Source organism: Streptomyces sp. YGL11-2 (assembly GCF_050054615.1).
In the GTDB taxonomy this organism is placed as follows: domain Bacteria; phylum Actinomycetota; class Actinomycetes; order Streptomycetales; family Streptomycetaceae; genus Streptomyces.
This window is the reverse complement of the sequence record NZ_JBNHIN010000001.1, coordinates 51,562-64,187: the sequence shown is the minus strand read 5'-3', so window position 1 is coordinate 64,187 and position 12,626 is coordinate 51,562. Positions and strand designations below refer to the sequence as shown.

Below are 12,626 nucleotides of genomic sequence, written 5' to 3'. Positions count from 1 at the left end.
CCCCCCCCCCCCCCCCCCCCCCCCGCCGCGGGCCCGGCCGTGCCGAAGTACCCGCGCGCGCTCAACTCGCCCACCGGCCTGCCCAGCAGCACCACCTGGCTGCTGCGGTCGCCGCCCGGCTTGAGCAGCACTGGGTTCATCAGCGCCGTCGGCTCCACCCGTGCCGCCGCCGCCTGCATCGCCTGCGCCCGGCCGATCTCCGCGCCCTCGCGGGTCACGAACGAGTTCAGCGACATGTTCTGCGCCTTGAAGGGCGCCACCTTGACGCCCCGGCGCGCCAGCCAGCGGCAGATGCCCGCCGTGACCACGCTCTTGCCCGCGTCCGACGTCGTACCGGCTACCAGCAGCCCGCCACCGACGCCCCCACCGGGCCCCATGCTCCGCCCGCTCAACGGGTCCTCCTCATGTCCGCACGCCCCGGCGGTACGTCGCCGCGAGCCGCCCCGCGACCGTCACGCCCAGCGCCAGCAGGCCCACCCGCCGCGACAGCCGCACCGCCCGCTCGATGTCGGGCACCGCGGCCGGCCGCCCCCCGCCGTTGAGCACCGGGCGGTGCTCCACCCGCCCGCCGTACGCCAGCGTGCCGCCCAGCCGGACGCCCAGCGCGCCCGCGAACGACGCCTCCACGGGGCCCGCGTTGGGGCTCGGGTGCGCCCCGCCGTCGGCCCGCCAGGCCCGCAGCGCACCGCGCCGGTCGGGGCCCGCGAGCACCGTCAGCGCGGCGGTCAGCCGGGAGCCCGGCCAGCCGGCCACGTCGTCCAGCCGGGCCGCGGCCCAGCCGAAGCGCCGGTAGCGCGGGGACGTGTGACCCACCATCGCGTCCAGCGTGTTCACCGCCCGGAACGCCACCAGACCGGGCACCCCGCCCAGCGCGCCCCAGACCAGGGCGCCCACCACCGCGTCCGAGGTGTTCTCGGCGACCGACTCCACCACCGCGCGGGCCATCTGCGGCCCGTCCAGCGCCTGCGGGTCGCGCCCGCACAGATGCGGCAGCCGCTCCCGCGCCACGTCCAGGTCGCCGGCCGCCAGCGCCCCGCCCACGGCCCGCGCCTCCCGCCCCAGCGACGTGCCGCCCAGGACGGCCCAGACCGCCGCCGCGGTCAGCGCCACCCGGGCGCCGCGGCGGTCCCGTACGGCGCGCTCCAGCAGTGCCGCGCCGACGGCCGCACCGCCCGCGCACAGCACGGTGTGCGCCGCCCCGTACCCGCGGTGGTCGCGCCACAGCCGGCGCTCGACGGCGCCCGCGGCCCGGCCGAACGCGGCCACCGGATGGCCCCGCCGGGGATCCGCCGCGATCAGGTCGCCGAGAAAGCCGAGGGCCGCGCCGCACGCGTACCCCGCGTGTTCGCCGCGCATCGGATCAGACCGCCGTCACGCCTCGAAGGGGCCCCGCGCAGGCGGGGAGCGAACGTCTCGTACGGCGGCATCGCGAACGGCAGCCCGGCATGGCGGTATGTCCTCACTCAGGGTCCGCGCCCTGGCTCGACGTGACGGCGACAAGAGTCTCCTGGCTCCCCGGATCGGCGCCTCCCCCGGCCTTCCAGCCCGCGAGCGGCACCCGTGGGTGACCCGAGCCGTGACCTTCTGTGGAGGAGCGCTCCCCGGTGACAGTGGCGGGACCGCGCCGGATTCTCACCGGACTTCCTCAGCTGTCGCCGATTGGCCCGGGCAGTCCACCACGCCCCGCGAAGGCCCGTCAACTCACCTTTGACCAGCGACGCGGCCCCGCCGCGGGCCCTGTGTCACAGACCACAGGGTGGTGCCGGTGTCACGCACGGTTGCCCACGGGGCTGATCCCGCGTCACTATCTGAGGCACGGCGGGCGATGGGGCCTGCCGGAAGGGGGCCGGGGGATGCCGGAGAGCGCCGCACGGGACGAGGTCCGGGAAGCGACCGGAGACGAGATCCGCATCAGGATCACGGGCACCAACAATCCGCACCAGGACATCGAGGACCTGAAAGCGTGGCTGGAGCGCGAGCCCTGGCTGGCGCGGCGGCGGCACGACTGGGACCGGCGGCCCCGCCCCGCGGACGAACGCGCCGCGCAGGCCCCCGGTGACGCACCCGACCTCCACGACATGGCGATCGGCGTCGACGACCTGGTCCTGGTGGTGGTCGGCGCGGTGGTCACCGAGGTCACCAAGTCGCTGGGCATCGCGTTACGGGAGTGGCTGCGGCGGCGCAAGGAGGCGCGCGAGGAGGGCGAGCAGCCCCGGGTGTCCGTCGGCACCGGCGCCGCCCTCCGCCAGATCGACGGCGCGGACCCCGAACGGCCCGTCGGGCCGGGCCCGGCACGGTCCGACCCCCACAGCGCGGCGGACGGGGGCGGCAGCACCGGCGAGGACTGACCCGGATGTCCGAGTACGACGCGCGGGGCAAGACCAACCGGGCGCTGCTGATCTGCGTCCACGACTACGAGACGCACCCCGCCCTGCCCGCCGTGGAGGCCAACGCCGCCGAGCTCAGGCGCGCGTTGACCGGCCCCGGCACCGACCTGTTCACCGCGGACGAGGTCGTCGTCTGCCGGCCCCGGGAGCCCGAGGAGCTGAGCCGGGCGCTGAAGGCCGTCGCCGACGAGGCGCGCGGCCTGCTGCTGGTGCACTTCTCCGGCCACGGCTGGGTCGGCAGCGACGGCGGCGACCTCCGGCTCCTGGTCGGCGCCTCGGACCACCGGCACCGCCACACCACGGTCTCCTGGCAGGACGCAGTCCTGTCCTGCCTCGACAGCGCGCGGGCCGACCGCATCGTGGTCATCCTGGAATGCTGCTACTCCGGCAACGCCGACGGCGCCTTCCACGCCCTGCGCAAGCCCATGTCGCTGCTGATGGCCGCGCAGCCCAACCGCCGGATCTTCAGCGGCGACGAACCCGCCGGCGGCACCCCCTTCACCCGCGCCGTGGTGCGGATCCTCGAAGAGGGCATCCCCGGCCGGCGGTTCGTCACCTTCGAGGACCTGGCCGGGGCGCTGCGCGACCGGCTCGCCGACGAGCGGACCCCGATGGGCGAGGTCTGGGAGCCGCGCGCCGCCAAGCAGAACACCCTCGACGACGTCATCCTCTCCTTCGCCACCCCCGAGGACCGGCCGCCGACCCCGCCGCGAATCCGCCGGCGCCGCTGGCTCAACCAGCACGTCGTCCGGCCCGTGCGCCGCCGCCTCCGGCTCCTCGTCGCGCTGTGCACCGCCCTCGTGCTGGCTGCCGCCGGGCTGGTCGCCTACCGGGTGCTGAGCCCGCTCCCGGACTGCCCGCCCGCCCTGGAGCTGCGGCTGCTCACCGCGCCCGAGGACGAACCGGCGCTCCGCCAGGCCGCGTTCGCCTACGAGATGTCCGACGCCAACACCCGCCCGCTGGCCGGCGAGGGCGACCTGCCCGACGGCTGCCGCCGGGCCCAGATCACCGTCTACTCCGCCGCCAAGGACCAGATCGACCAGGGCTTCGCCGCCGCCGACCGCTGGCAGGGCGAGGCCCGCGGCGGCACCGGCCAGGGGAACGACGCGGCCAAGGGAGCCGACCCCCTCTACCGGCCCGGACCCCAGCCCGACCTCTGGATCCCCGAATCCACCGCCGACTACGAAGAGGCCCGCCGCGGCATGCCGCCCCAGGGCTCCCCGGCCACCCTCCACGACACCGGCCCGGTCGCCTACAGCCCCCTGGTCGTCGGCATCCCCGCCGGCAGACGCCCGGCCGACGTCGAACAGGTCGCCCCCTGGCAGGACTTGCTCACCGGCACCGACAGCCGGCACGGCGACCTCAGGCTGCTGCGCCCCAGCCCCGTGCTCTCCGGCACCGGCCTGCTGCACACCCTCGGCCTCTACCTCGCCGGCGACGGCTCGCGCATCGACCCGTCCAGCGCCCCCGACCCCGCCCTCGCCCGGGACGCCGAGAGCCGGCTGACCGCGCCGGGCAGCCAGTACGCCGGCAGCACCGAACTGCTCTGCTCGCTGCGCCCGGACGCCGGCCCCGACCGGCCCGGCGGCGGCCGGGGCGCCGGCTCGGCGCCACTGGTCTCCGAGAAGTCCCTCGCCGACTACAACCTCGGCCACGCCACCGGCAGTTGCCCGGCCCTCGCCCGGCCGCCGGCCCCCGGCGACCGGTACGCCGCGTACTACCCCAAGAACGTCCCGGCCCTCGACCACCCGCTGATCCGGGTCGACTGGAGCGGCGCCGCCGACGCCCCCACCCGGCAGGCCGCCGTCGCCCGCTTCGCCGACTGGCTGCGTGCTCCGGACGGCGGCCGGCCCGTCCTCTCCCGCCAGGGCTACCGCGGGGTCCCCGGGAAGGACGGCACGACGCCCCGCCCCGCTCCCGGCTCCCCGCTCCTCGACACCGCCGCCGACATCGACCTCGCCGCCCCCGTCACCCCCTATACGGCCGGACCCGACCAGGTCGGCCGGGTACTGGCCGGCTACGACCGGGCGCAGCGCGCCAGCCGCCTGCTGATCCTCATGGACACCTCCACCTCGATGGCCGACGGCGGCAAGCTCCCGGTCGCCACCGCGGCGGCCGGCCGGGTCCTGGAGATGGTCGGCGCCCGCCACACCTACGGCCTGTGGACCTTCCCGGACCGCACACACCCCGGCAGCCCCTACGCCGTACGCCGGATCGTCCCGCTCGGCAGCGCCGACCCGGCCCCCGGCAAGGCCGCCCTCGACCGGATCGCCAAGGGCGAACTGGTCGACCACGGCGCCCCGATGGAGGAGGCGCTGACCACCGCGGTGGCGGAGCTGAAGAAGGCGGACGGCGGCAACAGCGGCAACAGTGCCATCGTGTTGCTCCTCGACGAGGACGACGGGGTGGCGGGGCGCGCCCCCGGCGTGGAGCAGAAGCTGACCGAACTCCTCAAGAACGGGCCCCCGGTGCCGGTCCTGACGGTGGCGATGGGCCGCTCCGGCTGCGACACCTTCGCCCTGCAGGGGCTGGCCCGCGCCTCCAACGGCCAGTGTGTGACCGGCGGTCCGGACGCACCGGATCTGCTGGCCGGACTGGTCGCCTCGATCGGCTCCGCGGGCACGGGGGACCGGTGACGGCCCGTGCGGCGCTGCCCGCCGCCCTCCTCGCCCTGCTGGTGACCGCCGCGGCCGGCGGCTGCACGTCCGGAGCGCCGCCGCACCCCGAGGAGGGCGCCATCGTGCTGGCCACCGGCAGCGACCTGAGCAGCTCCGGGGTCCGCCAGGACCTCATCCACGCCTGGGAGCGGCGCACCGGCCGCACGGTGCGGATCGTGAAGCTCCCGGACACCGCGGACGGCCAGCGCAGCCAGCTGCTGGCCGCCGGACAGTCCGGCAACAGCGGCTACGACGTGCTGAACATCGATGTGGCCTGGACCGCCGAGTTCGCCGCGGCGGGCGTCATCCGCCCCTGGGGCCCGAGCCTGGACGGCGACTTCCTCCCCAGCGTCGTCAAGACCACCCGGTACGACGGCAGGGTCTGGGCCGTCCCCTTCAACACCGACGCCGGGCTCCTCTACTACCGCAAGGACATCCTGCACGACTACGGATACGACCAGCCCCCCGGCAACTGGGGCGAGTTGAAGAACATCGCCGTCCAGGTGGCGGGCGCCTACAACCGCAAGGCCAGGGCCGCCAGGACCGCCGCCGGCGGGACGCAGCCCCCGGCCGCCCCCACCCTCTACGGCCTGGTCGCCCAACTGCGCCCCTATGAAGGGCTGACGGTCAACACCCTGGAGTCCGCCTGGGCCAACGGCGGCGACCCGGAGGCGACCAGCTTCACCAAGGGCGAGCAGGTCGGCTCGCTCCAGCTCGGGGTCACCGCGCTCAAGGACCAGCTCGACTCGATCATGCCGCACGAGGCCACCGCGATGGACGAGACCGAGAGCCGCCGCTGGTTCGCCGACGGCCGCGCCCTGTTCATGCGCAACTGGCCGGTGGAGTACGCCTCGGTCGCCGAGAAGCTCAAGCCCGGCGTCCAGTTCGACGTCGCCGAACTGCCCGGCCGGCCCACCGACGGCCGGCGGATCTCCGTGCTCGGCGGCCAGAACCTGGCGATCGCCGCCGACAGCACCCGCCCGGCCGGCGCCCGCTCGCTGATCGCGGCGCTCACCGACCCGGAGAGCGAACGCTGCCTGCTGGAGCGCGGGTTCGCGGCCACCCGCGCCTCGGCCTACGGCACCGGGGCCGCCACCCCCCGCTGCCCGCTGCCGCCCGGCGACGCGCAGCGCGGCGAACACGGCGCCACCGGCCGGCCGCCGATCCCGCCGGGCCAGGAGCCGCCCTACACCCGGACCCTCTACGCGGCCCTGCGCGCCGCCGAACCGCGCCCGCGCAGCGCCCACTACCAGACCTTCAGCAAGGTCGTGCAGATCCGGGTCTCCGAGTACCTGAACAGCACCGGCGGTACGGCCATCGCGGACGAACTGGCCCGGGAGGCGGACGAGGCGCTCAGCGGACGGAACGGCTGACCGGCCCCGCCCAGGGGCGGAAAAGGGCCACAAGCCGAAAAGAGCCACAGGCCGGAAAGGGGAACGGGGCGCCCGGTGGACGCCCCGTTCCCCTTCGTGGCGGAGGCCGTGCGCTCAGGTGGCCACGATCAGATAGATCCCGTACGTCACCGCCACCGCGCACAGCGCGAAGGCCGCCAGCGCCCCGGCCCGCGCGCCCGTACCCGGTGCCGTGGTCGTCGCGCCGTCCGCGGCCGGCTTGCGGGACGTCCCCACGATTCCGACGGTGAACAGGCCCACGATCCCGACCGTCACCACGAGGGTGACGCCGAAGACCTGGCCGAGAGCTGCCCAGTCGATGTGCATGGTGTGTTCGTTCCTTCGGTGAGGGCCGCTAGGGGGTGGCCGTCGCGGGCTGCGCCGGCTGTGCGGGCTGCGCCGACGGCGTCGGCTGTGCGGGCGGGGCGGCGGCTGCCGCCCCGGTGGCCGCCGGGGCCGACGCGGCTGCCGGGGCCGCCGGGGCGACCGTGCCCGCCGGGGGAGGGGCGACGGTCTGCAGCGCGGCGGTGACGACACCCACCGGCTCCGCGGCCGGGCCCTCGTTGACGTTGGTGTGGTCGATCGGCTTGCGCCGGGAGGCCGCCCAGATGCCGCCGCAGACCGCGAGCGCGCACACCGCGACCGCGGCGACGCCCCAGTTGCCCTGGTCGGCCAGGAACGCGGCACCCGCCGAGACCAGTCCGGCGGCCGGCAGCGTCAGCGCCCAGGCGGCGACCATCCGCCCGGCCGTGGACCAGCGCACCACGCCGCCCTTGCGGCCCAGCCCGGAGCCCATCACGGCACCGGAGCAGACCTGGGTGGTGGAGAGCGCGAAGCCGAGGTGGGAGGAGGCCAGGATGGTGGCCGCGGCGCCGGTCTGGGCGGCGAAGCCCTGCGGCGGCTGGATGTCGGTGATGCCCTTGCCCATCGTGCGGATGATCCGCCAGCCGCCCAGGTAGGTGCCGAGCGCGATGGCCAGACCGGCCGAGGCGATGACCCACATCGGCGGGTCGGAGTGCGGCGCGACGACCCCGCCGGTGATCAGCGCGAGGGTGATCACGCCCATCGTCTTCTGGGCGTCGTTGGTGCCGTGGGCCAGCGAGACCAGCGCGGCCGAGGCGATCTGGCCGGCGCGGTAGCCCTTGGCGGTGTCCGCCTCCTCGCGCCCCCGGGCCAGCCGGTAGGTGAGCCGGGTCGCCGCCATCGAGGCGAGGCCCGCGACGAACGGCGCGGCCACCGCCGGGATCAGGACCTTCATGACGACGGCCTCGCCGTGCACCCCGCCGGTGCCGACGGAGACCACGGTGGCGCCGATCAGACCGCCGAAGAGGGCGTGGGAGGAGCTGGAGGGGAGTCCGGCGAGCCAGGTCACCATGTTCCAGACGATGGCGCCGACCAGACCGGCGAAGATCACTTCAGGTCTGATGCCGGCGCTCTCGTCGATGATGCCGCCGGAGATGGTCTTGGCCACCTCGACGGACAGGAACGCGCCGACAAGATTGAGCCCCGCCGACATCGCCACCGCGGCCCTGGGTCGCAGTGCCCCGGTGGAAATGGTGGTGGCCATTGCGTTGGCCGTGTCGTGGAAGCCGTTCGTAAAGTCGAACACCAAGGCCGTGACGATCACGATCCCGATGAGAAGCGTGATGTGTTCCATTCACCCAGGCAATCAGTTCGATGGTCAGTGTCGGTCGGGACCGTACGGACAGTGGGTGAACGGCAGGTGAACTCGGCCGGGCGCCGCGATGACGCCACCGCAGTGTTCACGCGGAGGTGCCCCACGCACCACTTCCGCCTCATCCGTCCGCCATCTTCCTGTGTGTGGCCAAGGCCCCGGTCCGGAGGTCCTGGTCGCCCGGCAGCGGGCCGTTCGGTCACGGGTCATGGGTCCCCCTGGGCGATGCGAGATGAGGGGTGCGGCTCCCTCGACGTTAGGGGATGATCACCACAAGACGGTCGAAGTCCGGCCAAACGCCCGCACCGGTACAGCTATCCCCTTGTGGGGGATACCGGGCGGACGGTGCGATGGCGTACGGGGCCCGGCCGGCCCGTACGGTGTCGTGCACCGCGAACGCCTTTCCGCTTTTTCTGCCGCACCGCGCCGGAGGACGCCATGAAGGACCACCCCGACCACCTCGCCGCCGCCTGGAGCGAACTCGTCGCCACCGCCCGCCGCACGGTCGCCGACGGCCTCGTCGTCGGCACCTCGGGCAACGTCTCGGTACGCGTGAAGGACCTCGTCCTCGTCACCCCCAGCGGGATCCCCTACGACCGGCTCGGCCCCTCGGACACCACCGCGGTCGACCTCGACGGCCGCCAGATCATCGGCAGACTCCGCCCGACCAGCGAACTCCCGCTGCACCTCGCCGTCTACCGCAACACCCCGGCCACCGCGATCGTGCACACCCACGCGCCGTACGCCACCGCCGTCTCCACCCTCGTCCCCGAACTCCCGCCGATCCACTACATGGCCGCCGCGCTCGGCGGTCCCGTCCGCGTCGCCCCCTACGCCCTCTACGGCAGCGACGAACTGGCCGCCCACATGCTCGGCGCCCTCCGCGACCGCACCGCCGCCCTCCTCCAGAACCACGGCACCGTCGCCTACGGCGCAAGCCTCGACCAGGCGCTGGAGCGCACCGCCCAACTGGAGTGGATGTGCCGGGTATGGCTCACCGCCAGCTCCGTGCCCGGCCGCACCCCCAGCCTGCTGTCGGCCGCCCAGCTCGACGCCGCGGGGGACCGGCTGCGCGGCTACGGCCAGCGCGCCGGGCACCCCGCATAGCCCCCGGCGCGAGCCCGCGCGGAGCGCGTCGCCGCTGGTCCGGCGGTCCGGCGGGGCGCCAGGTGGCCGGGTCCGGCGGCGCTGCGCACACTGGGATGGTGCGACTGGGAACCGTGGCGGCGGCGACCGCCACCATCGTGATCGGTGCCGGTGCCGCCGCCGTGGCGGTCGGGCGGTACGCCAGCGACGTCGCCCTGAAACCGTCGCCCGGCCATCCGCTGCCCGGCGACTCCCGCCTCACCGTGCACTCCGCCGACGGCGGCCACGTCATCCTCACCCGCAGCCTCGCGTCCCTGCGGCCCGGCATCTACGGCCTCGCCGGCGCCGGCTGCCACGCCGTCGCCGGCCCCGTCGTGCACGGCACCCCGCACCCCCCGGACGCCGTCGTCCGCCGCCTGGAGCGGGTCACCCACGGCACCCTGCGGCCCGGCACCCGGATGCGGATGACCCCACAGGTGCACATCGGCAACCCCCACGACGCCCTCGGCATCGCCTGCGCCGACGTCGACGTCCCCGGCGAACTCGGGCCGCTGCCCGCGTGGTTCGTGCCCGGCGTCCGCGACACCTGGGTCATCACCGTCCACGGCATCAGCACCACCCGCGAACACCCCATGGTCGTCATGCCGTTCCTGGCCCGCCACCGCCTGCCGGTCCTCGACCTCGCCTACCGCAACGACCTCGGCGCCCCGCGCTCCGCCGACGGCATCCACCACTTCGGCGACACCGAATGGCGCGACCTGGACGCCGCGATCCGCTACGCCGTCCGCTACGGCGCCCGCACGGTGATCGTGCACGGCTGGTCCACCGGCGCCACCATGGCGCTGCGCGCCGCCGCCAACTCCGCGCTGCGCGACCGGATCTCCGGGCTCGTCCTGGACTCCCCGGTCCTCGACCGGCACGCCACCGTCCGCGCGCTGGCCGCCGCCCGGCACGTCCCGCGCGCCCTGCTGCCGCTGGTCGTCCGCGCCGCCGAGGGCACCACCGGACTCCCTGTGGACCGCCCGGCCGACGCCCCCGACCCCGAGGCGCTCCAGGTCCCCACCCTGCTCTTCCACGGCCCCGGCGACACCGTCGCCCCCTGGACGGCCTCCCGCGACTTCGCCGCCCGACGCCCCGACCTGATCACCCTTCAGCCCGTCCCGCACGCCCCGCACGCCGCGATGTGGAACGCCGACCCGGACCACTACGAGGAGATCCTGCGCCGCTTCCTGACACCGCTGATGTAGCCGGCCGGGGGAGGCGGGCGGCAGCCGGCGGGGCCCCTCCCGGACCCGCAGCGCCCGCGCCGGCCACCGGACGGTGACACCGGGGCGTACGCGGGGACAACTCCCCATATCGGGGGTGGGTCGGCCGGATGGCGCGGGTCCGGCAGACCGCAGGCCGGGTTCCGATTGGGCTTTCGGGCCGTCAGCGGCAAGACTGCTCCTGTGACGTCCCGTACTCCGCGCGACTCCCGGCTCCGACTCGTCCCACGCCAACCGGTCGCCGCCGCCCGCCGGGCGGTGAGCGCCCGGGCCGCCCGTCCGGCGCCCCGCCCGCCCGAGGGCACGCCGCCGCCCGCGGAACTGGCCCGCCAGGCCCGTGCCGTACTGGCCGGCGCGGCCCGGCTCGCCCGCTGGGCCGACGGCGCCGCCGGCACCCTCCGGGCCGGCCCGGACGGCGCGCTGCCGCAGGAAGCCGTCTCCCGCGCGGCCGCGGCCCTGGGGCTGACCCCGGGGCAGGTCCGCGCCGACTGGGACCGGGCCCGGCTCGCCGGACTCGTCGAACTCCACGACGGCATCGCCCGCCCCGGCTGGCGGCTGCGCGCCTGGGACCGCGACGACACCGCGGTGCTGCGCGGCTGGGTCGCGCTCTTCGACGCCTGGTCGCTGGCCCTGCCCACCCCGGCCGGGGCCGGCCCGACGATCGTCGCCGAGGTCGTCGAGGCGGTACCGCAACTGCTGTCCCTGCTGCACCTGTCGGCCGGGCCCGTACGGCTGCCGGTGCTGCTCGACATGCTCGACCAGCGCGTCGCCGAACTGCGCACCGAACGCTGCGAGGTCCCCTACGGCCACGACCCCGCCCCGGACGGTGCCGGTGCCACGGGGCCGGCGAGCGACGCCGCGGGGGCGTCGCTGGCCGAACTCCTGGGCTGGGCGCTGGACGCGCTGCTCGCCGTCGGTGCGCTGGTGCCGCCGGACGGTGCGCCCGAAGGCTCCCCTGAGGGCGGCCACCGCGGGCCCGAGGCCCGGATGACGCCGCTCGGCAACTGGTCGGTGTGGGTCAAGCTGGAGCAGATCTGCGTCGCCGCGCAGAGCCCCGCGGGCCATATCGAGCAGTCCGCGGAAGCGATGCTGCGCGGCTGCGCCCGGCTGACCCCGGGACCGGCCCGCGCCGAATACCGCGCCTGGCTCGCCGCCCGTTCCGTGGGCGCCGCCGTCGAGGAGCTGCTGACCGTGGCCCGCGGCGAGGACGCGCTGCTGCGGGGGCTGGCCTTCGAGGCGCTGCGCGCGGTCGGCGCCCCCGCCGAGCCCGCCGTCCGGGCCGTCGCCGACGAACCGGGCCTGCGGCCCTACGCCCTGCTGTGGCTCGTCGAGCACGAGGGCGGCGACCCGGAGACCGCTCCCGACGTCCTCACCCGCGAGGAGTCGACCTGGCTGTGGGTGGACACCGCGGCGGCCGTCGCCGACCACGGGGAGACCCAACTCCTGGTCCGGCACCTGGATTCGGCGGTCCAGGGCTCGGTGCCGCGCCTGCTGGAGGAGGTACGCGCCGTAGGCCACCCGCGCACCGTGCAGGTGCTGGTGGCGCTGGCCGCGGCGCACCCCGACCCGGCGCTCGCCAAGGCCGTCCGCCGCGCGGCCTTCCAGGTCCATACGGGCGGGGCGTAGGGCCTGTCCGAGGCGCCTGGCTCGGACAGGCCCGGGCCACCGCCCCGCCGCGGCCGGGCGGTGGCGGGTCAGTCCCCCGAACCGCCCGGTGTGTACGTCCCGAAGCTCCAGATGTTGCCCTCCAGGTCCCGGGCCATGTAGTCGCGGGAGCCGTAGTCCTGGTCCGTGGGGGGCATCAGGATCTCCACCCCGGCCTCCTCGGCCCGCCGGAAGTGGGCGTCGGCGTCCTCGACGACGACATAGACGCCGGCCGGCCCGGCCTCGCCCATCGCCTCGTCGAAGAGGCCGCCGCGGCCCTTCGAGCCGAGCATCACCGTGCCGTTCCCGTAGGACAGTTCGGCGTGCAGCACCGTGCCGTCGTCGGTCTCGTACTTCGCGCCGACGGTGAAGCCGAACGCCTCCGTCAGCTGTTTGATGGCGGCCGGTGCGTCCCCGTAGAGCACCGTCGGGTACATCGTCGGCGTACCTGCCATGCTGATCACCGCACCTCTCGCGTGGTCGCGACGAAGCCCGGCGACCGGGCTTCTGTGTCCTGCCTC

General features: G+C 75.6%; 10 protein-coding genes, 1 pseudogene and 1 riboswitch. Of the genes and pseudogenes, 6 read left to right on the top strand and 5 right to left on the bottom strand.

The genetic code is table 11. The annotated features are described in order from the left end of the window. Positions 1 to 377 (bottom strand): annotated as a pseudogene (locus ACO1BR_RS00330) (cobyric acid synthase); the annotation flags it as partial. Between the two features lie 25 nt (positions 378 to 402). Continuing rightward, positions 403 to 1,356 carry a cobalamin biosynthesis protein gene (locus ACO1BR_RS00325; RefSeq protein WP_426792981.1) on the bottom strand — a complete coding sequence of 318 codons (954 nt, stop codon included), beginning with the start codon at positions 1,354 to 1,356 and terminating at the stop codon, positions 403 to 405. 145 nt (positions 1,357 to 1,501) lie between these two features. Then, positions 1,502 to 1,646: riboswitch (cobalamin riboswitch) on the bottom strand. Between the two features lie 207 nt (positions 1,647 to 1,853). Between ACO1BR_RS00325 and ACO1BR_RS00320 the strand changes: the two genes are divergently transcribed. The 3 genes from ACO1BR_RS00320 to ACO1BR_RS00310 are packed head-to-tail and all read left to right on the top strand — an operon-like array spanning position 1,854 to position 6,417. Beyond that, entirely contained in the window at positions 1,854 to 2,348 is a 495-nt protein-coding gene (locus ACO1BR_RS00320; RefSeq protein ID WP_426792980.1) for a hypothetical protein, read from the top strand. Positions 2,349 to 2,353: 5 nt separating this feature from the next. After that, positions 2,354 to 5,023: a caspase family protein gene (locus tag ACO1BR_RS00315; protein WP_426792979.1), complete on the top strand. Its 2,670-nt coding sequence runs from the start codon at positions 2,354 to 2,356 to the stop codon at positions 5,021 to 5,023. After that, positions 5,020 to 6,417 carry an extracellular solute-binding protein gene (locus ACO1BR_RS00310; RefSeq protein WP_426792978.1) on the top strand — a complete coding sequence of 466 codons (1,398 nt, stop codon included), beginning with the start codon at positions 5,020 to 5,022 and terminating at the stop codon, positions 6,415 to 6,417. The genes ACO1BR_RS00315 and ACO1BR_RS00310 overlap by 4 nt, the downstream gene beginning before the upstream one ends. A 114-nt stretch (positions 6,418 to 6,531) precedes the next feature. Here the strand turns inward: ACO1BR_RS00310 and ACO1BR_RS00305 are convergent, their stop codons facing one another. Together ACO1BR_RS00305 and ACO1BR_RS00300 are read right to left on the bottom strand one after the other, a co-directional pair. Continuing rightward, positions 6,532 to 6,762 carry a hypothetical protein gene (locus ACO1BR_RS00305; RefSeq protein ID WP_426792977.1) on the bottom strand — a complete coding sequence of 77 codons (231 nt, stop codon included), beginning with the start codon at positions 6,760 to 6,762 and terminating at the stop codon, positions 6,532 to 6,534. Between the two features lie 28 nt (positions 6,763 to 6,790). After that, positions 6,791 to 8,092, bottom strand: coding sequence for an anion permease (locus tag ACO1BR_RS00300; RefSeq protein ID WP_426792976.1), 1,302 nt, complete (start codon positions 8,090 to 8,092; stop codon positions 6,791 to 6,793). A gap of 456 nt (positions 8,093 to 8,548) precedes the next feature. Here ACO1BR_RS00300 and ACO1BR_RS00295 point away from each other — a divergent pair, with 456 nt between their 5' ends. The 3 genes from ACO1BR_RS00295 to ACO1BR_RS00285 all read left to right on the top strand — a co-directional run bounded on the left by ACO1BR_RS00295 (position 8,549) and on the right by ACO1BR_RS00285 (position 12,087). After that, positions 8,549 to 9,217, top strand: coding sequence for a class II aldolase/adducin family protein (locus ACO1BR_RS00295; protein WP_426792975.1), 669 nt, complete (start codon positions 8,549 to 8,551; stop codon positions 9,215 to 9,217). A 98-nt stretch (positions 9,218 to 9,315) separates the two neighbouring features. Then, positions 9,316 to 10,443 carry an alpha/beta hydrolase family protein gene (locus ACO1BR_RS00290; protein WP_426792974.1) on the top strand — a complete coding sequence of 376 codons (1,128 nt, stop codon included), beginning with the start codon at positions 9,316 to 9,318 and terminating at the stop codon, positions 10,441 to 10,443. 201 nt (positions 10,444 to 10,644) lie between these two features. Beyond that, positions 10,645 to 12,087, top strand: coding sequence for a hypothetical protein (locus ACO1BR_RS00285; protein ID WP_426792973.1), 1,443 nt, complete (start codon positions 10,645 to 10,647; stop codon positions 12,085 to 12,087). 68 nt (positions 12,088 to 12,155) lie between these two features. Here the strand turns inward: ACO1BR_RS00285 and ACO1BR_RS00280 are convergent, their stop codons facing one another. Further along, complete coding sequence (locus ACO1BR_RS00280) at positions 12,156 to 12,560, bottom strand: VOC family protein (RefSeq protein WP_426792972.1); 405 nt, start codon at positions 12,558 to 12,560, stop codon at positions 12,156 to 12,158. Between the last annotated feature and the right edge of the window lie 66 nt (positions 12,561 to 12,626).